Origin of the sequence: Nosocomiicoccus sp. HMSC09A07 (genome assembly GCF_001808485.1) — a bacterium.
GTDB classification, from domain to species: Bacteria; Bacillota; Bacilli; order Staphylococcales; family Salinicoccaceae; genus Nosocomiicoccus; species Nosocomiicoccus ampullae_A.
The window spans coordinates 79,777-105,712 of the sequence record NZ_KV793627.1 but is presented as its reverse complement, the minus strand read 5'-3'; the positions used below and the strand labels follow the sequence as shown (position 1 = coordinate 105,712).

Annotated in this window: 30 protein-coding genes and 1 riboswitch; of the genes, 6 read left to right on the top strand and 24 right to left on the bottom strand. The window is 33.8% G+C overall.

Annotated elements, in window-relative coordinates; translation table 11 throughout:
- Nucleotides 1-36: 36 nt before the first annotated feature.
- Nucleotides 37-128, bottom strand: a riboswitch (glycine riboswitch).
- Nucleotides 129-216: 88 nt separating this feature from the next.
- The 7 genes from HMPREF3177_RS01275 to HMPREF3177_RS01245 form a co-directional block, all read right to left on the bottom strand.
- Complete coding sequence (locus HMPREF3177_RS01275; protein WP_070456460.1) at nt 217-693, bottom strand: shikimate kinase; 477 nt, start codon at nt 691-693, stop codon at nt 217-219.
- A gap of 153 nt (nt 694-846) precedes the next feature.
- Nucleotides 847-1,269, bottom strand: coding sequence for a competence type IV pilus minor pilin ComGF (locus HMPREF3177_RS01270; protein ID WP_068128324.1), 423 nt, complete (start codon nt 1,267-1,269; stop codon nt 847-849).
- Entirely contained in the window at nt 1,232-1,495 is a 264-nt protein-coding gene (locus HMPREF3177_RS01265; protein WP_068128322.1) for a hypothetical protein, read from the bottom strand. Before HMPREF3177_RS01265 ends, HMPREF3177_RS01270 begins: the two co-directional genes overlap by 38 nt.
- Nucleotides 1,485-1,916 carry a type II secretion system protein gene (locus HMPREF3177_RS01260; RefSeq protein WP_168161295.1) on the bottom strand — a complete coding sequence of 144 codons (432 nt, stop codon included), beginning with the start codon at nt 1,914-1,916 and terminating at the stop codon, nt 1,485-1,487. The genes HMPREF3177_RS01265 and HMPREF3177_RS01260 overlap by 11 nt, the downstream gene beginning before the upstream one ends.
- Nucleotides 1,894-2,223, bottom strand: a complete 330-nt coding sequence (gene comGC, locus HMPREF3177_RS01255; protein ID WP_068128320.1) for a competence type IV pilus major pilin ComGC — start codon at nt 2,221-2,223, stop codon at nt 1,894-1,896. Before comGC ends, HMPREF3177_RS01260 begins: the two co-directional genes overlap by 23 nt.
- Before the next feature lie 10 nt (nt 2,224-2,233).
- Nucleotides 2,234-3,280 (bottom strand): competence type IV pilus assembly protein ComGB, encoded by a 1,047-nt coding sequence (comGB, locus tag HMPREF3177_RS01250; RefSeq protein ID WP_083286814.1) that lies wholly within the window; start codon nt 3,278-3,280, stop codon nt 2,234-2,236.
- Complete coding sequence (locus HMPREF3177_RS01245; protein ID WP_068128316.1) at nt 3,252-4,244, bottom strand: ATPase, T2SS/T4P/T4SS family; 993 nt, start codon at nt 4,242-4,244, stop codon at nt 3,252-3,254. Before HMPREF3177_RS01245 ends, comGB begins: the two co-directional genes overlap by 29 nt.
- Before the next feature lie 156 nt (nt 4,245-4,400).
- Between HMPREF3177_RS01245 and HMPREF3177_RS01240 the strand changes: the two genes are divergently transcribed.
- Entirely contained in the window at nt 4,401-4,646 is a 246-nt protein-coding gene (locus HMPREF3177_RS01240; protein WP_040928347.1) for a DUF2626 family protein, read from the top strand.
- A 47-nt stretch (nt 4,647-4,693) separates the two neighbouring features.
- Here HMPREF3177_RS01240 and HMPREF3177_RS01235 read toward each other — a convergent pair whose 3' ends face one another.
- Nucleotides 4,694-5,317 carry an MBL fold metallo-hydrolase gene (locus tag HMPREF3177_RS01235; protein ID WP_070456455.1) on the bottom strand — a complete coding sequence of 208 codons (624 nt, stop codon included), beginning with the start codon at nt 5,315-5,317 and terminating at the stop codon, nt 4,694-4,696.
- Nucleotides 5,318-5,404: 87 nt separating this feature from the next.
- Here HMPREF3177_RS01235 and HMPREF3177_RS01230 point away from each other — a divergent pair, with 87 nt between their 5' ends.
- Nucleotides 5,405-5,638 (top strand): DUF2759 domain-containing protein, encoded by a 234-nt coding sequence (locus tag HMPREF3177_RS01230; protein WP_040928349.1) that lies wholly within the window; start codon nt 5,405-5,407, stop codon nt 5,636-5,638.
- 30 nt (nt 5,639-5,668) lie between these two features.
- On the opposite strand, the gene HMPREF3177_RS01225 is transcribed toward HMPREF3177_RS01230, so the two are convergent.
- From HMPREF3177_RS01225 to HMPREF3177_RS01185, 9 genes are all read right to left on the bottom strand, one after another.
- Entirely contained in the window at nt 5,669-7,096 is a 1,428-nt protein-coding gene (locus HMPREF3177_RS01225; RefSeq protein WP_070456454.1) for a rhomboid family protein, read from the bottom strand.
- Nucleotides 7,093-7,653 carry a 5-formyltetrahydrofolate cyclo-ligase gene (locus tag HMPREF3177_RS01220; RefSeq protein ID WP_068128310.1) on the bottom strand — a complete coding sequence of 187 codons (561 nt, stop codon included), beginning with the start codon at nt 7,651-7,653 and terminating at the stop codon, nt 7,093-7,095. Before HMPREF3177_RS01220 ends, HMPREF3177_RS01225 begins: the two co-directional genes overlap by 4 nt.
- 79 nt (nt 7,654-7,732) lie before the next feature.
- The gene (phoU, locus tag HMPREF3177_RS01215) at nt 7,733-8,368 is read right to left on the bottom strand and encodes a phosphate signaling complex protein PhoU (protein WP_068128308.1); all 636 of its coding nucleotides are present in this window, start codon (nt 8,366-8,368) and stop codon (nt 7,733-7,735) included.
- Nucleotides 8,368-9,108 (bottom strand): phosphate ABC transporter ATP-binding protein PstB, encoded by a 741-nt coding sequence (gene pstB / locus HMPREF3177_RS01210; protein ID WP_246827362.1) that lies wholly within the window; start codon nt 9,106-9,108, stop codon nt 8,368-8,370. Before pstB ends, phoU begins: the two co-directional genes overlap by 1 nt.
- Nucleotides 9,109-9,208: 100 nt before the next feature.
- Nucleotides 9,209-10,084: a phosphate ABC transporter permease PstA gene (gene pstA / locus HMPREF3177_RS01205; protein ID WP_040928354.1), complete on the bottom strand. Its 876-nt coding sequence runs from the start codon at nt 10,082-10,084 to the stop codon at nt 9,209-9,211.
- Nucleotides 10,084-11,001: a phosphate ABC transporter permease subunit PstC gene (pstC, locus tag HMPREF3177_RS01200; protein ID WP_068128307.1), complete on the bottom strand. Its 918-nt coding sequence runs from the start codon at nt 10,999-11,001 to the stop codon at nt 10,084-10,086. Before pstC ends, pstA begins: the two co-directional genes overlap by 1 nt.
- A gap of 16 nt (nt 11,002-11,017) precedes the next feature.
- Nucleotides 11,018-11,992, bottom strand: a complete 975-nt coding sequence (locus HMPREF3177_RS01195) for a PstS family phosphate ABC transporter substrate-binding protein (protein WP_246827334.1) — start codon at nt 11,990-11,992, stop codon at nt 11,018-11,020.
- Between the two features lie 122 nt (nt 11,993-12,114).
- Nucleotides 12,115-14,307, bottom strand: coding sequence for a peptidoglycan D,D-transpeptidase FtsI family protein (locus tag HMPREF3177_RS01190; RefSeq protein WP_070456452.1), 2,193 nt, complete (start codon nt 14,305-14,307; stop codon nt 12,115-12,117).
- Between the two features lie 113 nt (nt 14,308-14,420).
- A complete protein-coding gene (locus HMPREF3177_RS01185) occupies nt 14,421-15,023 on the bottom strand; it encodes a superoxide dismutase (protein ID WP_068128303.1) in 603 nt (200 codons plus the stop codon).
- Between the two features lie 135 nt (nt 15,024-15,158).
- Here HMPREF3177_RS01185 and HMPREF3177_RS01180 point away from each other — a divergent pair, with 135 nt between their 5' ends.
- A complete protein-coding gene (locus HMPREF3177_RS01180) occupies nt 15,159-15,890 on the top strand; it encodes a DUF1189 family protein (RefSeq protein ID WP_083286813.1) in 732 nt (243 codons plus the stop codon).
- Nucleotides 15,891-15,976: 86 nt separating this feature from the next.
- On the top strand, nt 15,977-17,098 hold the full coding sequence (ispG, locus tag HMPREF3177_RS01175; protein ID WP_068128299.1) for a flavodoxin-dependent (E)-4-hydroxy-3-methylbut-2-enyl-diphosphate synthase: 1,122 nt from the start codon (nt 15,977-15,979) through the stop codon (nt 17,096-17,098).
- Nucleotides 17,099-17,156: 58 nt separating this feature from the next.
- Here the strand turns inward: ispG and HMPREF3177_RS01170 are convergent, their stop codons facing one another.
- The 5 genes from HMPREF3177_RS01170 to HMPREF3177_RS01150 form a co-directional block, all read right to left on the bottom strand.
- Nucleotides 17,157-17,579, bottom strand: coding sequence for a Fur family transcriptional regulator (locus HMPREF3177_RS01170; protein WP_068128297.1), 423 nt, complete (start codon nt 17,577-17,579; stop codon nt 17,157-17,159).
- Nucleotides 17,569-18,408 (bottom strand): metal ABC transporter permease, encoded by an 840-nt coding sequence (locus HMPREF3177_RS01165; protein ID WP_040928362.1) that lies wholly within the window; start codon nt 18,406-18,408, stop codon nt 17,569-17,571. The genes HMPREF3177_RS01170 and HMPREF3177_RS01165 overlap by 11 nt, the downstream gene beginning before the upstream one ends.
- Nucleotides 18,398-19,195 (bottom strand): metal ABC transporter ATP-binding protein, encoded by a 798-nt coding sequence (locus HMPREF3177_RS01160; protein ID WP_070456448.1) that lies wholly within the window; start codon nt 19,193-19,195, stop codon nt 18,398-18,400. The genes HMPREF3177_RS01165 and HMPREF3177_RS01160 overlap by 11 nt, the downstream gene beginning before the upstream one ends.
- Nucleotides 19,196-19,290: 95 nt before the next feature.
- Entirely contained in the window at nt 19,291-20,190 is a 900-nt protein-coding gene (locus HMPREF3177_RS01155; RefSeq protein ID WP_070456446.1) for a deoxyribonuclease IV, read from the bottom strand.
- A 6-nt stretch (nt 20,191-20,196) separates the two neighbouring features.
- The gene (locus tag HMPREF3177_RS01150) at nt 20,197-21,516 is read right to left on the bottom strand and encodes a DEAD/DEAH box helicase (RefSeq protein ID WP_070456443.1); all 1,320 of its coding nucleotides are present in this window, start codon (nt 21,514-21,516) and stop codon (nt 20,197-20,199) included.
- A gap of 126 nt (nt 21,517-21,642) precedes the next feature.
- On the opposite strand from HMPREF3177_RS01150, the gene HMPREF3177_RS01145 reads away from it, so the two are divergent.
- Both HMPREF3177_RS01145 and HMPREF3177_RS01140 read left to right on the top strand, forming a co-directional pair.
- A complete protein-coding gene (locus HMPREF3177_RS01145) occupies nt 21,643-22,605 on the top strand; it encodes a 4-hydroxy-3-methylbut-2-enyl diphosphate reductase (protein ID WP_070456441.1) in 963 nt (320 codons plus the stop codon).
- A gap of 126 nt (nt 22,606-22,731) precedes the next feature.
- On the top strand, nt 22,732-24,132 hold the full coding sequence (locus HMPREF3177_RS01140) for a YfcC family protein (protein ID WP_070456440.1): 1,401 nt from the start codon (nt 22,732-22,734) through the stop codon (nt 24,130-24,132).
- A gap of 59 nt (nt 24,133-24,191) precedes the next feature.
- On the opposite strand, the gene HMPREF3177_RS01135 is transcribed toward HMPREF3177_RS01140, so the two are convergent.
- Both HMPREF3177_RS01135 and HMPREF3177_RS01130 read right to left on the bottom strand, forming a co-directional pair.
- Entirely contained in the window at nt 24,192-25,259 is a 1,068-nt protein-coding gene (locus HMPREF3177_RS01135; RefSeq protein WP_070456438.1) for a Nif3-like dinuclear metal center hexameric protein, read from the bottom strand.
- Nucleotides 25,249-25,929: a tRNA (adenine(22)-N(1))-methyltransferase gene (locus tag HMPREF3177_RS01130; RefSeq protein WP_070456436.1), complete on the bottom strand. Its 681-nt coding sequence runs from the start codon at nt 25,927-25,929 to the stop codon at nt 25,249-25,251. Before HMPREF3177_RS01130 ends, HMPREF3177_RS01135 begins: the two co-directional genes overlap by 11 nt.
- Nucleotides 25,930-25,936 lie beyond the last annotated feature (7 nt).

The following is a 25,936-nucleotide window of genomic DNA, read 5'->3' as shown; positions in this document are numbered from 1 at the left end:
AATTAAAAAGTGCCCTGTTGAAATATCTTCAGGATTCGTCACGATATCGTCCTTTTGCCTGAGAGATTCACCTAAAAAGGCTTGCTCCTTCGGCGACGTAATTATACGTTCTCTCCGACATCGTTCAACCGAAAACATCAATTTTCAATGATTTTGTATCCGAATTCATTATATATACTATATTCACAAATTGCAACTTAAATACTGTTAACTCAATTATTCAACGATTAAAAGTTTGTGAATTAATTCATCTACCGTCGTTTCGTTCCTTATCGTAATATCAGCAATGCTCTTATATAGAGGTCTACGTTTTTCATATAAATCTTGTAATTCTTCATATGATCTTAATGCATTGGGTCTACTGCTATCATTTTTAATACGTTTATATATTTCCTCGAACGGTGCATCGATATAGATCACTAGTTGAGTAGATTCTTTTAAAAGATTGAGAGACGGTTCATATTCTACAATCCCACCGCCAGTAGATAGTATGTCTACATCTAAACATTCTTTTAGTGCGTCATATTCGTATTTCCGAAATACACTTTCACCGTAATTTTTAAATATGTCAGATATTTTTTGATGCTTGTTTTCTATATATACGTCTAAGTCTATAAATTCCTTTTGTGTTATCTCACTTAACTTTTGACCAGCAGTTGTTTTACCAACACCCATAAATCCTATTAATATCATAGCTATGCTCCTAAAAACAATTTAACCTTACTTTCATAATAATAAATAAGATTCATTTTAATCTCAATGATCATATATAAGCGCATATAATATGTGTAGAAAACATTTGTTATAAAACCTAATATGATTAACGATGTGACACTTATAAATCCATCATTTTTTAATATACATTTCATATGTTTCATCGCCTTCTTCAATCATAATATACACATGATGTTTATCTTCTGTAACGTTGAATTCAAGGACGTTCGTCATCAAAGGAATAAAGCCTTTTTTGTCTATCGATTTGACAATACGATTATTAGATAGTCGATACGTAATCGTTCCGTGTTCATTATCAAAAGTAAGGCTGTTTTTTGTAATTACAATATCTTTCTTATTTGTTTCTACTTCAAAAATGTCTTCTATAAAAACATCGATATCAAAACTCTGTTCATTTAATTCAATCGAACCAAATAGTCGTATCGTTGGAATAGTTATAAATAAGATCATAGATAGAACAAATAGACTCAGTAACATTTCAATATATGTAAAACCTTCATTTAATTTTAATGCATCTATTTGCAGACGCTTCACAAATTTCATCACCTCTTATAAAATAACGTTCACTTTTTAAGAAATCATCTTGACCCTCACTATTTTGTATCTCTATATAAAGACTCCTTAACATTTCAAGTTTATTATCTGCTTGTTTGTCTACATGGTTTAAATGAATGATTGTTGGCACTAAAATCGTCGTAATTATAAGCATAATTTTCAACGAGATGACACTATCGATTAATAAAAAACCATCATCTTTCAATACGATGCCTCCCCTTTTGAATTTGAAATATTATCTTAATAACATCGCCATCGCAATTTAATATCATCGTGCCAAATTTTGATGTATTTCCTGTTGGATAGTAAATGACGTCTTCTAATCCACCTTCAACGATAAAACAAGATGTAAGCTGATACCTTTTTTCATAATATTGTTTATAGTCTTTAAGAACAATTTCATTCGTCGAATGATAGATAATAACGTGTTGATATGTATCATACGTACGAGCTCTAATTTGCGCGTTTTGAAATATGTATTCTATATTTTTTAGTTCATCTTCATAATTGTTTTCGTTATATCTTGGGATGTAGGTAATTGTAGATAATAAAATGATACTTACAACAAATAATGTAAGTATCATTTCAATCATCGTAAATCCATCATTCTTTTGTAGCTTGTCCATTAACAATTGTGATCCCTGTTCCATTGGCACATGACGTTTGCTTATCTGTTAAGTAATTTGGCACTAATTGGTTAATGTTAGTTGGTGTTTCACCTTCATTTAACGTATATGCCTCAATCTGGCTTTGAACCATCTTAACTTGCGCGTCACAGCCAGTGTTTTGAACGTTTTTAGATTGTGCTGCAATATTTGGGATAATTAAGATGATAAGCACGGAGATGACGAGTAGTACGAGTAACATTTCTATTAACGTAAATCCTTCTGATTGTTTACTTTTTTGAATTAGTTTTTTAATATTAAATTTCATTGTTTTCCTCCTAATTTAAGTCAGACATCATTTGAAATACAGGTAATACAATAACGAGATATAGACAAATAACGAGTAAACCGAGTATGACGAATATGATCGGTTGAATACGCTTTGTTAATTTTTCAAGTTTAAAAATAATTCCTTCTAAGACATATTCACTATATAGACTTAATTCTTTACCGACGTTTGAATTATATTCTCCGTGCTGAATGAATGGGATTATACGTTGATCGATGAGTGGAATTTGTTTAACCGCTTCACTCATCGAAAAACCTGACAATAATAACTTCTCTATAGTTTGTCCTAAATACTTTAATTCATTATCCAAGTTTTGATTTTTTAATATATTTACAATTTCTTTTGATTCAATGCCGTTACTTAGCATGAGCCCTAATTCTCTTGAGAACTTGTACGTCACATTATATTTATAGTAAGTGCTAATAATTGGTAGTTTTAATAAGTGAGATTGTTTTAACTCTATATTATTAGACCTCAATATGATTGATATATACATTAGAAAAATCATAGCAATTGATATGATAACGAGTACGATTTTCGGTAATACGTTCAGCATGAATGTAAGTATTGTCATCAAATTACTTTTATGTGTACCCATCGCTTCGTATAGTGTATTGAACTGTGGAATAACCGTGTAATTTAATACGATTAAAATCACTATAAATATAGAGATTAAAATAATCGGATATTGAAGTGACTTCATTAAACTTTTAATCGTTTGTCTACGCTTGGTGATATATGAGTAACACGATTCTAAAATATTAATTAAATCACCGTGTACAGCAGAAAATCTAATTTGAGCAAGTATTGCAGGGCTATAACCAATATATGTGAGTATTTCTTCTAAATTTTTACCATCTCGTATGAACTCTAACAGCTTTGTTTTATCTTTGATATTTAGAACTTCATATTGTTCTACTAAAAAAATTAATGCTTGTTTTTGAGTAAAACCATTACTTAATAGATGCGCGAGCTTTTTAAGAAATTCTGCGTCGTACTGTTTTAATTTATTTTTCAAACGCTTTATATGCTTCATACGTATTCGCCTCTATCAAGTTGTTTTCATATAGTTGTTTAAGTTTATCTTGTATCGTGTCATAACGTATCGATTCACCACTCAATATCTTTTTAATATCGTTTTTTGTAATATATTCATATAGAATAAAAGATTGTTTTTTATTATGAATAATTCTCTGATTTATAATTGCTTGTATCGATTCAGCAAGCTCTTCATTGTAAATCCCGTATTCTTTAAGTCGAAGTATCGCACTATATGCACTATTACTATGAAACGTTGAATAAACTAAATGACCCGAAAGACTCGCTTTAACTAGTTCTGTCGCAATTGTTGAATCTCTAATTTCACCGAACATAATAACATCAGGGTCGCAGCGCATTACTCCCCTTAGAATCGGTGCGTAGTCTAGTTTTGCTTTTTCATTAATTTCAACTTGTATAATGTTTGGTAAATCAAATTCGATTGGATCCTCAATCGTAATAATTTGTTTGTCACCAACGTTTCTAATATCATTTAACAATCGAAACATCACAGTCGATTTACCAGATCCAGTTGGTCCAGTAAATAGTACTAATCCATCTTTTTTCAGACACAATTCCTTTAAATGACTATATTCATCAGGCCTCCTAAATAACTTTTCAGAAGGGATGTCTTTTGCACTATTTAAAATTCGAATCACGACGATCTCATTCATTAAAGAGGTAGGCAACGTTGAAATTCTAATATTCACAGTTACGTCATCTACATCTTTTTCAATTCGGCCACTTTGGGGGACTCTATGTTCATTCGTATCGAGTTCAGCAATAAATTTTAAATAATTAACGAACTGTTTGTACGTATGCGTATTACAACAAGCGAAATTTTTCATTTTGCCAAATTGTCTTATTTTAATTAAACCGTGTGAGTGTTCTAATGTAATATGTATATCTGTATAAGAATCAGATATACTTTGTTTTAATAAATGGTGTAAAAGATTCTCCATTTCATCCCTCCTATACACATATGCTCAAAAAGTCGGTTTTATCTTTTTTTATTTTTAAAAGTTTTAAGAATTTACAATTCCTGATTTGGTATTTACTTATCGATTAGAGTTGATTATAATTAAGTTAATAGATTATGGTTTGGTGGGAGGATTACGATGGATAAAGTATTTAAAACGCTCGGTTTTTGGACAGCAATCTTTGCGATTTTATTCTATGTCGGTGATATGACAGAAATGGCGTTTTTCTTCATCGGTCAAACTGGTTTCTTTATATTACTTGGATATATGAAGCTGACTGAAAGAATGTATATGTATGTATTCGCAGCTTACCTCATGCTATTCTTTGTTGGATTTACTTACTATTCAACTTTCCTTATGGAACCAGCATTTGGTAACCAGTAAAAAAATAAAAGAGAGTTCAGACGTTTGTCTGAACTCTCTTTTTTTATTTACCATATTATGTTAGGATTTTCGTATTTTTCTTCGAGCAATGTCGTTGGCATACCGTGACCAGGATAGACGTCATACTCTAAATTTAAATTAAATAACTTCTCTTTAATTGAATGCATAACCGCTTCTGTGTTACCACCATATAAATCTGTACGGCCAACACCTTTGTTAAAGAGCACATCTCCAGAAATAATAAACATATCGTTTTCAAATATATAACTTAAACTCCCTGGAGAATGACCTGGCGTATGAAGTATTTTTAAGTCAAATTCTCCAATTGAAAGCTCCCCTTCACCAACATAAACTCTCTCAACGTCAGCAGTAATCACTTCGATAAAACGAATCGAACCGTTTTTAGTCGGATCAAGTAACCAGTCTGACTCTTGTTCACTCATATATACAGGCAAATTAAAGTGTTTTGATACTTCCTCTAACGCACCGATATGATCATAATGTGAATGAGTAAGTAAAATTCCTTTGACGGTTAGGTCGTGTTCCTCAACTGTACGAATAATTTCATCACTATTATCTGCTGGGTCAAAAATCAAACAATCTTTCTTCTCATTATAAACAATATAGCAATTTGTATTTAACGCTCCAAGTGGTAATGTAATGATTTCCATAGTGTCACCTCAAAATAGTCTAGACATTTACATGTATCAATTATACAATAGAGTTAACGTAATGTTAAAAGTATTGGGGGATTAAAAATGCCTTTTATTAATACAGGTGAACTGTTTAAAATTGGTGGTACATCGATTCACATTGGTGTAAACACGATGTCACTATTAATGTTACTTATTGCAGTTTTAAGTGTATACGCATTAATAAACGCGGTAAGATCTAAAAACATTCTAGGTATTATTTTTAGTATCGCAGGAATCGCAACATTCGGATTCTTCTCACTCGCAACAATCTTTACATTTGGTTATCCAGACCTTTAAAACAAAAGCTCGCGAATATTCGCGAGCTTTTTAATATCCTCTAAAACTTAATTCTTCAAGTATGACTGAAAGTTCTTCATCTTTTACTTTATTTACATTAACATCCTCACTAAGTTTTGCCATCGCTTCAAAGTCTTGGTTTTTACGTAATTCTAACAATTTACGTTTTAATACATACTCATTCTTTGGATCGAGCTCAAAAGCGACATTAAAGTTTTCCTCAGCGGCTGCATCATCCCCTGCAACTTCATAAAGTTTACCGAGTATATAATAACTCATACTCGTCTCGTTTCCATATTTAAATGTTTCGTTCACTTTTTCGAGAGCATGAGTGTAATCCTTTTCATAAAAATAACGGAGTGCTTCCTCATCATACGGTTGATATGATACATGATCTCGTTGGATCATCCACATAGACACCGGTAAAACAATCATTAAGATAAATGCTCCGATAGCAATTTTGAAATCTACTTTTTTAAAGTTATAAATAACACCTAATATAAGCCCATATATAAACCCACCTGCATGCGCATAGTGATTAATGTTACTAAAGAAGCTCGTTAAAATACCAATGACAACAAAGGCAACGAGTACTTGAAATATGAGTTTCTTTTGAACTTTTTTATAAACAAGTAGATGTATAACGAGTAGCCCCATCATACCGTAAGTTGCCCCGCTTGCACCTAGAGAAAGTGCATTTGTAATAAACACAAGAGAAACAATATTTGCTACGATTGCTGTTAAAACATAAGTTATAAGCATTTTCGTAGAGCCGTATATCGATTCAACAAATTTACCTAGGACGTATATCGCAAATATATTAAATAAAAAGTGTTCGACATCTGCATGTAAAAACGCACTCGAAATGAGTCGATAAAACTCCGTATCTTGATTGACTCCGTGATGTGTTAAACCTAAGTTGTTCGTGATGTGGACTGAATCACGTATATGAATATAAAATAAATTCGTTAAAAAGATGAGTGTGTTGATCATTATAAGTATCAACGTCATCGGTGTAAATTTAATTAGATACGTTTCAAGCGGGTTACTTGATAAAACACGCTTCTTATACCAATCTAGCGGTTTAGATTTTTTATATTTCGTATCTATTTTATAGAATGGATTTAATATGACATTTGCAATACTATCCGTACCTGTGTGAATAACTTTTAGAGCTTTAGACTTAAATTGACGTTTAAATGGTTCACAATCGATATAGTGGACATATATTTTACTTACATTAAAATCGACAGCTGCATCGATATTCGCTTTATTGTCATATAATATTTTAGTTGTAGTTTCAATTTCTTCATCCTCAAATTGACCATCAACTAAAATCATTAGTGAACGATTTTTTCTGTTTTTTAACCAAATCGTGTCTGCAACTTCGTCATAACGTGAAAATACATATTTTGTATAACGTACAATTTCATACGCTGCTTGCCATTTGTTAATCATAGTCTATTCTCTCTTGCGTTAATATTTTTTGTCGGCGTGATTAAATAATCGACAGGCATGTCGTGTGATTCAACGATCACCTCACCGAACTGTTCATCGAATAAAATTGACACAGTTTTTCCTTGATAACCCTTTAAAAATCTATCGTAAAAGCCACCACCATAGCCCGTACGATAACCTTTATCATTAAATATAACTCCTGGGACGACTAGTAAATCGACGTCGTTATTTAATTCGTTTGATGTTGGTATAAAAATCCCTTTTTCATCTTTGAAAATTTCATCAGCACTATTCACTCTATAAAAGTCCATTTCTTTTGTTTTATAGTTCGATTTTGGACCATATACAGCAATATTATTATCGTTTAAGTATTCAATAATCGGAAGCGTATCAATTTCATGTGGCATCGATAAAACAATCCCGACAGAGTTTATACTGTGTTCGTGTATAAATTTCTTTAAAGATTGATATATATTCTGTTCTTTTTGTCTTTTATCCGTTGGATTAAGTGACTTTAACTTTACAATCATCTCGTGACGTAGTTCTTTTTTACTCATGGAGACATCCTTTCTCTCTCCATTTTAACAGATATTATTATAATAGTTTAAATAAAAAAACCACTTTTATAAAGTGGTTTTATTGATACTGTCTACCAGTCAAGTAATAGTATAGATGTTCACTTATATTTTCTAAGTGATCACCGATACGTTCAATATATTTAGCGATTAACACAACTTGACTCATAATGACTTTATCTTCAATTTTTTCGATTGCTTCTGACGTCGTATCGATATAAAGCATATCGATATCTTCGTCTCTAGATAATAGTTCTTTAATTAAAGCTAAATCTTTTGTTTCCATGGCAACGGTCGCATCTGAAAGCATGAGTTTTGACAGCTGTAACATCGACTTAAATTTGTTGATAATTTCTTCTGAACCGATATTATATTCAGCACTTACGTTTGCAATATTTACAACGTTATCTGCCACTCGCTCTAAATCCTCTGCGATTTTAATATAAGAGATTAACATTCTTAAATCAGACGCAACTGGTGCTTCTAATGTAATTAAAGATATAATCTTTTCATTAATTAGAAGCTCTAAGTCATTGACAACAATATCTTCTTTAGAAATATCTTTTAGCGCATCTACGTTTCTATGTTCTATACAGTGAATGAGTTTATCAATTCTTTTTTCTACTTCGTTTGATAATCTAAAAACATATGATGTGACTTCATCTAAATTATTAATAAAATTTTGTCTCGGCTTCATTATCCAAACCTACCTGTTACATAATCTTCTGTACGTTGATCACGAGGGTTTTCAAAGATGACTTTAGTATCATCATATTCGATTACCGATCCGTTATAGAAAAATGCCGTTTTATCTGAAACACGAGCTGCTTGTTGCATGTTGTGTGTCACGATAATAATCGAATATTTTTCCTTTAACTCTTGCATTAAATCTTCGATTTTAATTGTAGAGATTGGATCTAGTGCACTTGTCGGTTCGTCCATTAATATAACATCTGGTTCAATCGCGAGTGTTCTAGCAATACATAAACGTTGTTGCTGTCCGCCTGATAGACCATATGCATTATCTTTAAGACGATCTTTTACTTCGTCCCAAAGTGCTGCTTGTTTTAAACTTCTCTCAACGATTTCATCGAGTGTCTTTTTATCTTTAATACCATGTACTCTTGGACCGTACACGATATTCTCATAGATAGATTTTGGGAATGGGTTCGGCTTTTGGAACACCATTCCAACTTTTGTTCTTAACGATTCAAGAGACATTTTTTTATTTAAAATATCTTGTTCTCTATATAAAATATCTCCTTCAATTCTAACGTTAGGAACGAGCTCGACCATTCGGTTTAATGTCTTAATGAAAGTCGATTTACCACAACCAGATGGTCCGATAATCGCACTAATTTCTTTTTCGTTAAATGCTAAGTTTACATCTTTTAATGCATGCGTGTCTCCGTACCAAAGATTTAAATTATTTGTCATAAATACTTCTTTACCAGAAGTTTTATCTAAAGTTTGATCTTGAGTTAATATATCTTTTACTTTATTGTCTTCTTTTACTTTTACTTCCATCTTATTTCACCTAAAATCTTTTTGAATATTTATTTCTTATGAGTACTGCGACAAGGTTCATGAGTAATAACATCGCGAGTAATACGATAATTCCAGCTGATGTTAAACTAACAAACGCTTCTTGTGGCATTTTTACCCAGTTATATATTTGCATTGGAAGTGCTTGGAATGAATCAAAAACACTTTTTGGAGTCGCTAATAATGCAACTGGAATTCCAATTACAACGAGTGGCGCTGTTTCACCTATTGCACGAGATACCGCTAGTATAATACCCGTTATAATACCAGGTACTGCTGCAGGTAAAACGATTCTATAAATCGTTTGCCATTTAGATGCACCAAGTCCGATTGAACCTTCTCGAATAGAATTTGGCACACTACGTAATGCTTCTTTACTCGATACGATAATTACCGGCATTATCATTAGCGCTAACGTTAAACTCGCAGCGAGAACTGAATTCCCTAAGCCAAATTGTCTTACAAATATTGTTAAACCAAGTAAACCAAATACGACAGATGGTACTCCGGCTAAGTTCGAAATATTCACTTCGATAAAGTGAGTGAGTTTGTTTTTCGGCGCATATTCTTCTAAATAAATAGCTGTTCCGACAGATAATATAACTGCTATAGGTGTTGTTAGAGCCATTAACCATAAAGTACCAATTAAGGCACCCTTAATTCCTGCTCTTTCTGGTCGACTTGAACTAAAGTTAGTAAAGAAATCAATAGATAACGCACCGACACCTTGTTTTAAAATCGATGCTAAAAGAATAATTAACACAACAATACCGATCATCGTTGATAAGAAGAATACTTTGCTCATAATAGAATTCAGCATTCGACGCTTTGATTGTCTTTTGACTAATACTGCTTCATCCATAGCCATTAGTATTCCTCCCTAAATCTTTTTGCAATCCACATCGCTAATACGTTCATAATTAAAGTAAATATAAATAGCGTGATACCAACAGCATATAAACTGTAATACACTTGAGAACCGAATGCTGCATCACCAGACGTCACTTGTACGATAAACCCTGTCATCGTTTGAAGTGACTCAAATAAGTTGAAACTGCTATTTGGTGTTGACCCTGCTGCAATTGAAACGATCATCGTCTCACCGATAGCTCGACTTGTTGCAAGTACGATTGACGCTAAAATCCCTGATAAAGCAGCCGGTAAGACTACTTTAAAAACAGTTTCTAACTGCGTTGCACCGAGTCCATAAGACCCTTCTCTAACTGCATCAGGTACACTCGTAATCGCGTCATCAGTTAAACTTGTAATCATTGGTAAAATCATAATTCCAACAACAAGTCCCGGACTAATTGCATTAAAGTGGCCCATCGATGAAAAAATAGATTGTAACATCGGTGTGACCACTGTGATCGCAAATGCCCCATATACAACTGTTGGAATACCAGCTAACACTTCTAATGTTGGCTTTAATACTTTACGCACTGATTTTGGTGCGTATTCAGATAAATAAATTGCTGAAAATACACCTGTTGGAACAGCAAACAATGTCGCAATAACAACTATTTTTAACGTTCCTAAGACTAATGGGAATATACCGAATGTTGGCGTGCTACTAAAAGCGTTCCATGTTTTACTCGTTAAAAATTCCACAATTGATACTTCTCTTAAAAAATGGAATGTTTCAGAAATTAATGTATATAAAATACCTATTGTTGTTAATACTGAAACAATAGTAATAGAAAACAGTACGATAGGTACTGCTTTCTCAAGAGTTTTTGAACGTTTTTTTCGTTCTATTTGTTGTTGTATACTTAAATCCTTCATATAAATCCCTACTTAATTAGTTCCCAATAATCTCTTTGAACTTATCCTTTTGCTCATTAAGCTTCTCTTCGTCTAATGCTACGTAACCAGAATCTTCAGCAGCTACTGATGCATTATCTAATAAGAACTCAATGAATTGACTTAACGATTCGTTTTCTTTCACTTTCTCATCCGCAACATACACGTATAATGCTCTTGAAAGTGGATATTTATAACTCTTAACGTTTTCTTCTGTTGGTTCAACAGCTTCTGTGCTATCTTCACCTTGGATCGCTACTGCTTGTAACTTATCTTTGTTGTTTAAGTAGAAGTTATATCCGAAGAAACCAATTGCATTTTTATCAGATGTAACTGCGTTTACTACTTGGTTTGTATCTTGGATTAACTCACCTTGAATGTCTTCATCATCCATTACTTCTTCTTTAAAGAAGTCATGTGTTCCGTGAGATTGGTCTGGACCATATACAACAATTTTTTCATCTGGGAAGTCACTACGAACATCCGCCCATGTTTCAGCTTGACCTGAGTAGATTTTGTATAACTCTTCAAATGTTAAGTCTTTTACAAAATCGTTGTCTTTGTTAACTGCTACAGTTAAACCGTCGATCGCGACTTCTAATTCAGTGTATTCAATACCTGCGTCTTCTAACGCTTGTTTTTCTTCATCTTTAATTGGACGTGAAGCGTTTTGGAAATCTGTTTCACCTGCGATAAATCTGTCAAACCCAGCACCTGTACCAGATACTCCAATTTCTGCTGCACTTCCGTATTCAGCATTGTAGTCTTCATTGACGATTTCTAAGATAGGGAACACTGTGCTTGAACCGTCACCAACAATCGCTTGTTCAGTGACTGAAGATTTTTCTTCGTTCGTTTCTGTGCTTGTTTCATTTGATGCATTGTTGTCATCATTTTCAGCATCATTATTACATGCTGCAAGTGTACCTCCTAGAACTAACATCATTGCTACGCTTAAAGTTTGCTTTTTCAATTTAATTCCTCCAAATGGTTTTGATTATGATTACATAGTACAGGTCGTTTTTAAATTTTAAATAAACGTATTGTAAAGAATATGTAAAATCAAAAAAAAGACTACTGAAAATTTTCAGTAGTCTAACTATCATACGTGCCTGCTTTAATTCGTCTGTAAAATTCATCTAAATTATATTTGTAGTAATCTTTTTTAGGCGCACCATATTCAAGCTCATAATATTTTTGGATAACATCTCTTCCCATATATTGGGCTGGGAAGAATGGAATCGTCATCGGTGTCGTTGGCCATATAATAGAGAATGCCATATCTGGATTGTCATATGGTGCATATCCGATAAACGTTTGGTTTAAAACTGAAACTCCTTCACGATACGCTTCTGCAGTTCCTGTTTTACCAGCAGCTTTTGGTTCTAATTCATGATACGCATCCCATCCTGTTCCGTATCTATCCGTCGATTGATGATGGGTATTAAATACATCATATAACCCTTTAGAAATTTGTTCTTTTTCAGCGTCAGTCATCATGACAGTATTTAAAACATTACCATTGAACGAGCGTATTACTTTTCCTGGTTCATTTGGATTATGCTCTCTAATTTCTTTTGCAAGGTGTGATTGCATTCTATTACCACCGTTCGCAACTGTAGAAATATATTGTGAAAGCTGTAGTGTAGAGTACGTGTCATATTGTCCAATCGCTAAGTCTAAATAGTTCCCAGGGTTATTAGTTAGTGGTGGAGAAATACCTGTCTCTTCATTAGGTAAGTCAATACCTGTTGACACACCAAGTCCAAATTGATTTAACCCATTTCTTAGTTTATATGCATCGTTAGAAATATCACTTGGCAGTGGCATATTACGATCGTATTCTAAGCCGAGTAAACGAAGTGCGATTTTAATCATGTAAACGTTCGAAGATACCATTAAAGCGTGTTGATCGTCTACGTTGTAACTATTGTCACGGTTAAAGAATGAAGATTTGTTCGTACCATCTGCAAATACGAGTGGTTCATCGACTTGTGATTCTCCAGGTTGTAGAACATCGTTTTGATAACCTGTAACAACCGTACCAATTTTAACGGATGAACCTGGTACATAACTCACAGCAAATGTACCATAATCAAAATCTTCAATATCTCCGTCTTTATTAATATGTTTACCAACCATCGCTAAAATATCACCATTATATGGATCTTGTACGACAAGAGTCACAGTATCTAAAAACTCTGGTCGAATGTCCCATTCGATATCGCCATTTAAATCCGCACGTTGTTTTGCAGCTTCTGCTAAATTACGCATTTCTTTTAAATGATGCTCTGCAATTTTTTCTAGTTCTTGCTGTAATTTGATATCGATTGTTAAATATAAATCGTTACCAGGTTTACCATCTTTTACAACTTCTTGATTGATAATACGACCTGCTCGATCTGTTGAATATTTAACCTCTTCTTTTTCACCACGTAAAATATCCTCATATTGAAACTCTAAATATGATTTACCGACACGGTCGTTTTGAGAGTATCCAAGTGATTTATAATAATCAGAGAGTTCTTTAGGTAGTCCTTCTTTCGGTGAACTCACGTCTCCAAGAATTGTACGTAGTGTTGAACCATAAGGATATTCTCTTTTCCAGTCCATTCCAGTTGTAATTCCTTCTAACTTATCGAGATCTTCATTAATTGTAGCGAACTCTTTTTCTGTGACGTTACTTCCTTTAATAGTAACGGGATCTAATTCTGTTGCGACGATCATTCTCGTATATATAGATATGATGTTTTTATCTTCTTCAGTAAGTAATGAGTCTAAATATTCATTACTAATGTTCTCATATACCGCTTCATTAAAATCATTTCTAGATATATTACCGTCATCAAGTAATGTGGCCTCATTAGGCATTTCTTTTAGTAACTCATCAAAATAATTGTTTAATGCATAGTCTTGCTTATCACGTAACGTTAAATTTTCTTCATCCATCTCCAAATAATTAGATAGCTTATTGGCTAGTTCCATAATTTCACTATTAGACATGTTACGATGTCTCGTAAAGAAAATTGCACGTTCGGATTTATTTTTAACGAGTACGTTACCGTTTCGATCATAAATCTCACCACGTGGTACGTTTTGATTGATCTTAACGTATTGTGCGTTTTCAACGCGTTCGTGGTAAGACTCACCCTGAATGACTTGTAACTGTCCGAGGCGAAGAATTAAAATTATAAATGATATAAAAACAATAAATACTAAAGTATTTGCTCTCGACTTAAATAACTGATATTTAATCGCTTCAGAGCTTTTTTTCCTAACACGTCTCACACGCTTCAACCTAACTTTCTTTCGTAAAAATTCACATTCTATTTTAACATATTATCACGATAATCATTAAAAAAAGCCATGAGTTTTTAAACTCATGGCTTGAAAGGAAGTTATTATTTAGCTTCTTGGTATAACTCGTTGACTTTTTCCCAGTTTACAACGTTCCAAATTGCACCTAAGTACTCTGGACGTTTGTTTTGGTATTTAAGGTAGTACGCATGCTCCCATACATCCACACCAAACACAGGTGTTTTATCTTCCATTAATGGGTTATCTTGGTTAGGAGTAGAAATAATTTCTAAACCATCATTCCCAACAACTAACCATGCCCAACCAGATCCAAAACGACCTGCAGCTGCAGCTTCAAATTTCTCTTTGAATGAATCTAAAGAACCGAATTTATCTTCGATAGCTTCTTTAAGTTCAGCTGGTACGTCTTTTTGTTCTGGAGTTAATAATTGCCAGAATAATGAGTGGTTGTAGTGTCCACCACCGTTGTTTCTTACAGCAGTACGAATATCTTCAGGTAATGAATCGATATCTTTTACTAATTCTTCTAAAGATTTGTTTTCGAATTCTGTACCTTCAACTGCGTTGTTTAAGTTTGTTACGTAAGTGTTATGATGTCTAGAGTAGTGAATCTCCATAGTTTCTTTGTCGATTGTAGGCTCTAACGCATCATATGCATAGTCTAACTCAGGTAGTTCAAATGCCATAACTAAAATCTCCTCCTAATGATGTTTACATCCCAAATATACCAAATTAAGTGCTACAATAAAAGGTATTAGTTTCTACCTATCAGTAAATCAGTCAAATGTCTGACTAAAATAGAACTTGGATGTGTTGAATTCATGGATTATTTAAAATATTTCAAACGACTACTGAAGTTTGAAAAGTATCCTCTATTTAGAACTGTACCCTTTAAGTATCTGTTATTAAACATATTAATTATAGGTATACTTCTTTCAGTCCCTTATATGTTATCTTTTTTTAATACAAATCAATTTGCAAATGCTCTAAGCGAAGTAAAAGACGAAATTCCTCATTTTGAAATTAAAGATGGCTATTACGTTGGAGATGAAAAAACCTTAACTACCTCTAAAGGTCGAATTGTCTTTACAGAAGAGTCTTTACCATTAGAAGATGCCTTTATAATATTTCAACATCAAGGCATTCAAATTCATAATATGACTGAAGATTATTTACCTTACTCAAGTTTTAATAAACTTAATAACGAAAACGAGTTAAAGCAATATATTGATACACATACGAAGAGTACTGGATTCTTTTTTGCAGTGTATTCAATCATACAAATTATAGTGATGGCTGCATTTTCATTTACATTATTATTACTACTATCATTTATATTAAATAAAATTGCATCAATGAGAAATAAACGTACGGATTATATGAACTGGTTTAAAATCATTTCTTATAGTTTCGTCATTCCGACGATACTCTTTACAATTTTAAAACTGATAACGGGTAAAGAACTTTGGTTCATATATATTATCGTATTAATCTTCTTAATATATTACGACAAGAAACTACCCGTATTCAAAAAGAAGCAGACGATAAAATAGTTTGTTCATCATTACAATATAATAGATTTGTTGTATAATTGAACATACAAAAAAATAAATCACATTGTTTCAAGGAGATATATTAAATGTCAGAAATTACACATCGTAAAAACACTCGTCCTGTACGAGTTGGCGATCTAGTGATTGGTGGCTCAGACGAGATTATCATTCAAAGTATGACAACGACGAAAACCCATGACGTTGAGGCGACAGTCGCTGAAATTAAACGTTTAGAAGAAGCAGGTTGTCAAATCGTGCGCGTCGCTTGTCCACGTGAAGAAGATGCGCTAGCAATTAAAGAAATTAAAAAACAAATTAACATACCATTAGTCGTCGATATTCACTTCGACTATAGACTTGCACTACTCGCTATTGAAGGCGGTGCAGATAAAATTCGTATCAATCCGGGTAACATCGGTAAACGTGAACGCGTTGAAGCGGTTGTTAATGCGTGTAAAGAAAAAGGGATACCGATTCGTATCGGTGTAAACGCAGGAAGCTTAGAGCGTCACATTATCGAAAAATATGGTTATCCGACAGCTGACGGAATGTTAGAAAGTGCGTTACACCATATTAAAATATTAGAAGACTTAGATTTCCACGATATTATCGTATCTATGAAAGCTTCTGACGTTCATTTAGCAATCGAAGCGTACGAGAAAGCATCTAAAGCATTCGACTACCCGCTTCATATCGGTATCACTGAAAGTGGTACGTTATTTGCTGGGACAGTTAAAAGTGCTGCAGGGCTTGGGGTGCTCATCAATAAAGGAATTGGTAATACGATGAGAATCTCATTATCCGCAGATCCTGTTGAAGAAGTAAAAGTTCAAAAAGAATTATTAAAAACATTTGGACTCGCTTCAAACGCAGCAACACTTATCGCGTGTCCGACATGTGGACGTATTGAAATCGACTTAATTGCGATCGCAAATGAAGTCGAAGAATACATTTCAAATATTAAAGCACCGATAAAAGTAGCCGTTCTTGGATGTGCAGTAAACGGTCCAGGAGAAGCACGTGAAGCGGACATTGGAATTGCAGGGGCGCGCGGAGAAGGATTACTATTTATGCACGGAAAAACAGTGCGAAAAGTACCTGAAGAAACGATGGTCGAGGAACTTAAAAAAGAAATCGACATTTTAGCTGAAGCACATTACGAAAAAGAAAGACAACGTAAAAAAGAACTTGCAAATGAAAATAAATAAGCATTAAATGACAACACCCCTAAAGTTAGATTTTATTTCTAACTTTAGGGGTGATTTTTTAATCATTTTGACAACTCGAACATAAACCGTATAGCTCTATTTTATGTCCTTTTATTTTAGCGCCTGGTATTTCTTTTTGCCATTCATCTACTGGACAGTAATGGATGACTTTTACCATGCCACAATTGTCGCATATAAAGTGGTGATGATGGTGATCGCTACAAGCGATCATATACTGCATCTCACCGTCTAATGTCGTCTCCTCTACTACGCCAATTTCATGTAGCGTATATAGATTTCTATATATTGTATCGTAACTAATACCGTCGTATATTTCTGACATTTTATTATAGACATATGTCGCTGTGACGTATCTATCTTCTTCCAGTAATATTTCTATTAAAGATAATCTTTGTTTTGTTAGTTTAAACCCATGATCTTTTAGGGTTGTTTTAATTCTTTCTTTTTCATTATTCGGCATTCATCTTCACTCCTAATCGATTTACGATAAATGTCATAGATAATATAAAAATCGCAACTAATACGATCATACCACCAGGAGCGATATTTAAGTAAAATCCTAATATGAGTCCAAGTATGACCGAAATTTCACCAAATAATATACTCACTGCAATAAGTGCTTTAAAGCTTGACGTCACTCGAATTGCGGCAGCGACCGGTAATGTCATCATCGCACTGACGAGTAGCGTTCCGACAATTCTCATAGATGCACTAATAACTAACGCAACGAGTACGATAAAAATAAAATGTATAAATCCACTAATTTTCATCACTTCGCTATACTCTTCATCAAAGGATAATAAAAACATCTCTTTATATAAAAAGTAAACGAACGTAATGACGATAACTCCAATACAGCTAATTAAAAATAAATCATTTTTAGTTACTGCACTGATGCTTCCGAATAAGTAGCCAAATAAGTCTTGGTTAAAACCATTTGCTAGTGATAAAAATATAACAGATAATGCAATCCCAAGGCTCATAATTATTGGTATCGATATTTCAGAAAAGTGTTTATAAACAGTTCTCATCTTTTCTATACCTACTGCACCGATAATTGAAAATAGCGTTGCAGTAATGAGTGGGTTAATTGTAAATGAGAGTATGCTCGATAAATACACACCGAGCGTAATCCCACCAAGTGAAATATGTGAGAGTGCATCTGCAATTAAACTCAGTCTTCGAACGACGATAAATGTTCCGAGAAGTGGCGCGATACACCCTACAATTAAACCACTAATAAACGAGTATCTCATAAATGCATAGTTTTGTAGCGCATCAATTAGCATATGGCACCTCACAGCAACTTCTCGTATGATCGTGATTTACGAGTTGTAACGGAAACCCGTATACTTTTGATAACTCCGCTTCATCAAGTTTTAAGAAGTCTTGTTTTGAACCGTGGAAATGTAGATGCTCATTTAAGCATGCAACGGTGTCCGCTTGATCGACGACGACGCCAATATCATGTGTGACGAGTAAAATCGTCGTTCCACTTTCTTTTAATCGTGTTAACACCTCATAAAAACTATAGACGTTTTTTGCGTCGATGCCTTCTGTAGGTTCATCTAATACTAGGATCTCTGGTTTGTTAATTAGAGCACGAGCGATAAATACGCGCTGTGTTTGTCCTCCTGAAAGACTCGCAATGTTTTTATTTTTTAAATCTTCTATGTCGAGTAAATCTAACACTTCATCGAGTGCTTTAAAATCTTCTTTGTTAAACTTTTTAAATAGTCCACGCTTTTTTGTTAGACCACTTAATACGACTTCTTTTACAGTCGCAGGAAACCCTTTAGCAAATGATGCCGCTTTTTGAGATACATAACCAATTTTTGTTTCTCGATTTCTACGATTCATTCGCTTACCATTAATTAAAATCTCGCCTTCTTGTAACTTCTTAATACCGAGAATTAGTTTTATTAATGTAGATTTACCGGAACCATTCGGTCCAACAATTGCCATAAATTCTCCACGCTCTATTTTGAGATTTATGTCTTTTAATGCCACTGTCGTTTCCATTTTTTCATAATATTTGTATGATACATTTCTTATTTCGAAAACGGGCGTTGACATGACAACACCTCCAACATGCTTTTAGTCGTATAATTATAACGTAACTGTTACGAATTGTAAATAAAACGAGCACTTTTACAGTGCTCGTTTTAATATTATGATTTTATATTTGGATTTATTTTTTCAAGTAGTTGTGGATCAAACACACCGCTTTTAATCATTTCAATTTCATGCTTATATGGGGGTTGTTTATCTTTTTTATCTAAACCGACAAATGGTGTTTCTAAAATTTTCGGTAAATCTTTAAACGTTTCGTGTTTGACGATATATTGTAGTGCGTCAAAACCGATATGACCGAAACCATAGTTTTCATGACGGTCTTTTTTCGCGCTGACTTCATTTTTAGAATCGTTCACGTGAACGACTTTAATACGATCGACTCCGATTGTTTTATCAAATTCGTTTAGAACACCGTCAAAGTCATTTTTAATATCATATCCTGAGTCGTGAACGTGACACGTATCAAACGTAACACTTAAACGTTCGTTGTGAGTGACCCCGTCAATAATACGCGCGATTTCTTCAAAGTTACGACCGATTTCTGATCCTTTACCAGCCATCGTCTCTAAAGCGATTTGTACGTCGTGTTTTTCTTCTAAGACGATGTTTAAACCTTTAATAATTGATTCTATTCCAGCATCTACACCCGCACCAACGTGTGCTCCAGGATGAAGTACAATTTGTTTTGAACCAATTGCTTCTGTACGCGCGACTTCATTAATTAAAAACTCAACACCTAAGTCAAACACGCCTTCACGTGTAGTGTTTGCGATGTTTATGATATATGGTGCGTGTACGACGATGTCTTTCATACCGTACGCTTTAATGAGTTCTTGTCCTCTTTCGATATTTAACTCTTCAATCGGTTTTCTTCTCGTGTTTTGTGGTGCACCTGTATAAATCATAAATGTATTTTCACCGTAAGAATGTGCAGTTTCAACTGCGCCTTCTAACATTTTTTTACCATTCATCGGTACGTGTGATCCGATTAACATATTATCTTACCTCTTTTTATTTCTTCTTTTTTGATTTTGCGCATATTGTTTACGCTTGTCTTTTTTCAGTTGTTCTAGTTGTTGTTTCATTTTCTTTTTATAACCTGGTTTTACTTTTTTTGGTTTACGTACTTTATATGAAACATCCTCATCTAAGCGAACTTCTTTACGACGTCTCGTATCACGTTTGTTTCGCTTTTTAATCGGTTTAAGTTGACCGTTTATTAAGTCTTCATGTTCAAAAGTGAATCCTTTTGCTTCAATTTGATCGATTAAGTCTTCTTCGTTTGGATCATACAGTGTTATTGCAACACCTGTATACTCTCCTCGACCAACACGACCTACTCTATGAGTGAAGAATTCAATTTCTCTCGGGATATCATAATTAATAACATGTGACGCTCCGTCAAAATCTAAACCACGTGCAGCTAAATCACTTGCTACGACGTAGTAATAATCTAGATTATGGATTTGATGAATCATCTGCTTACGTTCTCTCGGCTTTAAACCACCGTGGAATAACCCAACGTTTACCCCATTTTCTAAAAGAAATTCATATAACTCATCTGCACGTTCGCGTGTATTTGCGAAAATAAATCCTAAATACGGTGTAATCGATTGTGTCAGTTCTAATACTTTATTGTTCTTATCTTTACTACGAACTGGAATTAAACTGTAATGGATATTAGTTTTTTGACGTGTATTGTCAATTTCTAACACTTCTGTATGCGTTAAATACTTTTGTAAAAAGTGACGCAACTCATTTGGAATTGTCGCTGAAAACACTAAAAATTGTGCGGACGGATCCATTGCATTAGAAATTTGGTCAATCGTTTCTAAAAATCCTAAATCAATACTTAAATCTGCTTCATCAATGACGATTGACTTTGCTTCTGACACTTTTAAACTCGATGAATGAATGAGTTCTATTAATCTATTCGGAGTACCAATCGCAATATGCGGACTATTTTCAGCACGTGTTTTATCTCTTTCGAAATCTTTACCACCGATAAATAATTTCGCTTCAATTTTAGGGAAAGATTCTAATATATCCGTTGTCATATTATAAAGCTGACGTGCTAACTCTCTTGTTGGTGCGACTATAATTGACTGTACTTTCTTTTCATCCACTTGAATGTTATTAATAATCGGTAATAAAAACGCATGGCTTTTACCACTACCCGTTGAGCTTTGAACGATAACATTACTTCCTTTTAAAATTCTTGGAATAACTCTTTCTTGAACGAGAGTCGGATGAGTAAAGTGAATGTTATCAATTGCTTCAAGCATACCTTCTTTAAAATTAAATCTTTTGAATGCGTTCATATTCTCACCTATTTCTATTTTAACTCGCACTATATTATACATGAACATCGACTTTTAAGATACCACTAGCGATTCATTTGAATTCAATTAATAATGATATATAATCAATGAAGAGGAGGCATCTGAATGGATATAATTAAAATTTCACCACGTGGATATTGTTACGGTGTCGTCGATGCAATGGTTATTGCCAAAAATGCATCTCTAGATAAGACATTACCTAGACCGATTTATATATTAGGGATGATCGTTCACAATAAACACGTGACTGATGCATTTGAAGATGAAGGGATTATCACATTAGATGGTGAGAATCGCTTAGAAATATTAGAACAAATCGAAGAAGGTACCGTAATCTTTACTGCACATGGTGTGTCACCAGAAGTAAAAAGACGCGCAAAAGAAAAGGGATTAACGTGTATTGATGCGACGTGTCCAGATGTTCAATTTACCCACGATTTAATTTCGAACAAAACAAAAGAAGGTTACGAAGTGATATATATCGGTAAAAAAGGACATCCAGAACCAGAAGGTGCAGTCGGTGTTGCACCAGAAGAGGTCCACTTAATCGAAACGATTGAAGACATTCAATTACTTCCAGATCGTTTACATGATAAAAAACTAATCGTCACGAACCAAACGACGATGAGTCAGTGGGATGTTCAGCATATTATGAATGCATTAAAAGAAGAATTCCCACATATCGAAGTTCATAGAGAAATATGTATGGCAACACAAGTCCGTCAAGAAGCAGTTGCTGAACAAGCAAAAGACGCTGATCTTTTAATCGTCGTTGGAGATCCGAAAAGTAATAACTCAAACCGACTCGCACAAGTATCAAAAGAAATCGCACATACGAATGCGTATCGTATTTCATCTCTTTCTGATTTAAATCTCGAATGGTTAGATGGAGTTGAAACTGTAGCAGTGACTGCGGGTGCTTCAACTCCAACACAAATTGTAAAAGAAGTCATTGACTACTTATCAAACTACGATAAAGAAAATGTAGTAGAGCCAACTTCTACTGTGCCTAGAGAGAAAATATTACCAAATATTAAAAATCCAAAACCAGTAAAAATATTAGACTAACTTATACGGCTGTATTGTTACAGCCGTATTTTATTTTTAATGAACAGATGAACTAGAATTAAACATTGCATTATTCAACACTATTTCTGTATAATTATAACCATCATTAACTAACGAGGTGAATTTATGGAGAAACAAGATAAGAAACAAAAGTTTCAAATGCCACACATTTACGTTATTCTATTTATTATTATCTTGCTTGCATCAGTAGCGTCTTACATTATTCCAGCAGGTACATTCGACCGTGAAGAGGTAAATGGAATTAACGTAATTATTGCAGATACGTTCCACTATATCGACCAAGCACCGGTTACTTTCATGGAATTTATGACAGCGATTCCAAGAGGAATTCAAGAAACTGTTATTATCATATTCGGTATTTTAGCAATTGGTGCGATGTTTGGTGTTATTGAAAAAGCAGGAATTATCGATGTTATTTTAAACTTCTTAATTAAAACATTTGGCAACAAAGGGTTACTTATCGTTCCTGTAATTTCATTTGTACTTGCACTATTCGTTGCGATGACAGGAATGATTGAAGCATCACTCATTTTCTTACCAGCATTGCTACCCCTATTTTTAAAATTTGGGTATGACCGTATTGCATCAACAGCAATTATATTAATATCAACTGTCATTGGATTTGCTTGTGGTTTAACAACTGCTGCAAACGTCGGTACAGCACATACGATTGCTGAGCTTCCATTATTCTCTGGTCTATGGTACCGTGCAATCGCATTAGTAATTATGCTCACTGTTGGTATTATCTTTGTCAGTCGTTATATTAAAAAAGTACAAAAAAATCCAGAGGCTTCACTTGTTACAGATAACGTTGACAATAGTGAATTTGTAAAAGAAAAAGTCGAATATCCAAAATCAGAGACAAGAACAGTTATTGCAACATTCGTATTAATTGTTTTACTCGTTTTAATGGCATTTATGATTTTCCAATATAAATGGTACTTCTTAGAATTAGGTGGTTACTATATCTTTAGTGGTATTTTAATCGGTCTAATTGCAGGATTAAAGCCATCTAAAATAGCTGAATATATGAACGACGGTATGCGTATGATCTTACTCGGAGCATTTATCGTTGGGGTTGCGAGAGCAATTTCTGTCGTCTTAGCAGATGGTATGATTATGGACACAATTGTATACGGATTAAGTAAAGTTGTAGTACTTTTACCTGAATCAATAATTCCAGTTGCAATGATGGTTGTCCAAGGGTTAATTAACTTCTTAATCCCTTCAGGTAGTGGACAAGCAGCTGCGACGATGCCTATTATTATCGGAATTGTCGACTTAACAGAAATGACAAGACAAACTGCCGTACTTGCATTCCTATTTGGTGATGGGTTCTCAAATATTTTCTACCCAACATCAGGATACTTCATGGCAGCATTAGCAATTGCAAAAATTAAATATACAGACTGGATCAAATTCATTTGGCCGTTAATCCTTGTTTGGTACACAATCGGTGCGGTATTACTCGTCATCGCGTACTTCATCAACTACGGTCCAATGTAAAGGGCTGACTGTAAAACAGTTACAATGAATAAAGCAGATGCGTCGGCATCTGCTTCTTTTTAATAAATAAATGGATTCGTATTGATGTTTGTTGCTACTACTTTTAAATCTATTTTTTCAGCTAATTTATTTTTTAATCCGTCGATCATCATATATTCTAAATAATGTCCAGCATCGATTAAATTAAATCCTTCTTCTTTTGCATCGAATGCTTCGTGGTATTTAATGTCTCCAGTTATGAGGCAATCTGCTTGTCTCATCGCTTGAGAGATAAAGCTCGCACCACTGCCACCAACTATCGCAACACGCGCTAATTTTTCGTCATTACCTTTTACGACATTAACGATTGGTGTCTTTGATGATGTCTTTATTTGTTTAACTAAAGCATCCATTGTGCCGTTAAATTCAGCAACTACACCGAGACCGTTACTTGTTGGTTTTGTAATCGTAAATACGTCATATGCTGGCTCTTCATATGGATGTGCTTCGATCATTTTTAATATTTTATCCGTACTTCCGTCGAATATTGCTTCAATGATGACTTCATCTACGTACTCTAATTCATTATGCGTTCCAATTGTAGGATTAGCATGTTCATTTGGTCTAAATTGACCTTGAACGTCATATTCAAAGAAACATTCGCTATAGTCTCCTTGATTACCAAATCCAATGTCGCTTAACTCTTTTTTAAACGTTTCTTTATCTTCTTTAGGAATATTCACGCGTAACTTGTATGATACCTCATCATGTCGAATTAAAGGAGATATGACTTTTAGACCAAGAGTTTCTGCAATCATAACACTTACCCCGTCATCTTGATGGTCAAGGTTTGTGTGCATTACGATTAAATTCATATCATTTTTTATAAGGGTTTTTATAATTTTTGATTGATAACTATCATCGAGTTTTGAAATTTTTGGAAAAATGATTGGATGATGCGCGATAATTGTATTCACATTTTCATTAAGTGCCTCATCAATAACGTCTAAATTACAGTCGAGTGTCGTCATAACTCCAGTGACTGTATTATCATTTGAACCAACGAGAAGACCGACGTTATCCCAGTCCTCAGCGTCTTTAAACGGTGCAACTGCATTAAGAACTGCCATTAACTCTTTAATATTCATGATTAATCACCTGGTTAATTAAATTTATGTCGTTCGTAATCTCTTCTAACTTATCTGTCTTCTTACTCGACTGTTCAATTTGACTTTTAATATGCTGTAAGTGTTCTTTATCTTTTTTTAATTTTAAAATGAAAAGATCTGCTCTTTTCTTTAAATTGATAGGTCCAAATTTAAACTCAATATCGTTCAAATCGTCTTTACCATATTCAAAAACGATGAGTTCATAAAATTTATTATTATAGAAGTTTATTTCTTCAGCGATAATTTTATAGTTTAAATTGGCCATTTCACGTCTAATAGATTCACCATAGATATTTGAACTTACTACAAATCTCGGTGTATTATTTAAATAACTTATGCCTTCTTTTATAATCGAAGCGATTAACGGACCGCCCATACCACAAATCGTAATAGTATCAAACTGTTCATCTTTTTGAATCACAGATAATCCAGAACCTAATCTCACGTCGATTTTGTCATCAAAATTATAACCTATAACATTTGATTTTGAGTTTTCAAATGGTCCTTTAACAACTTCACCTGCTACGGCATATTCAATTTTGTTTTGTTCTATTAAATAAATAGGTAAATACGCATGGTCACTACCGACGTCTAACAATCTTTCTCCAACAACGTATTTACTTACTGCTTTTAGTCTCGTGTCAATCATTATATCC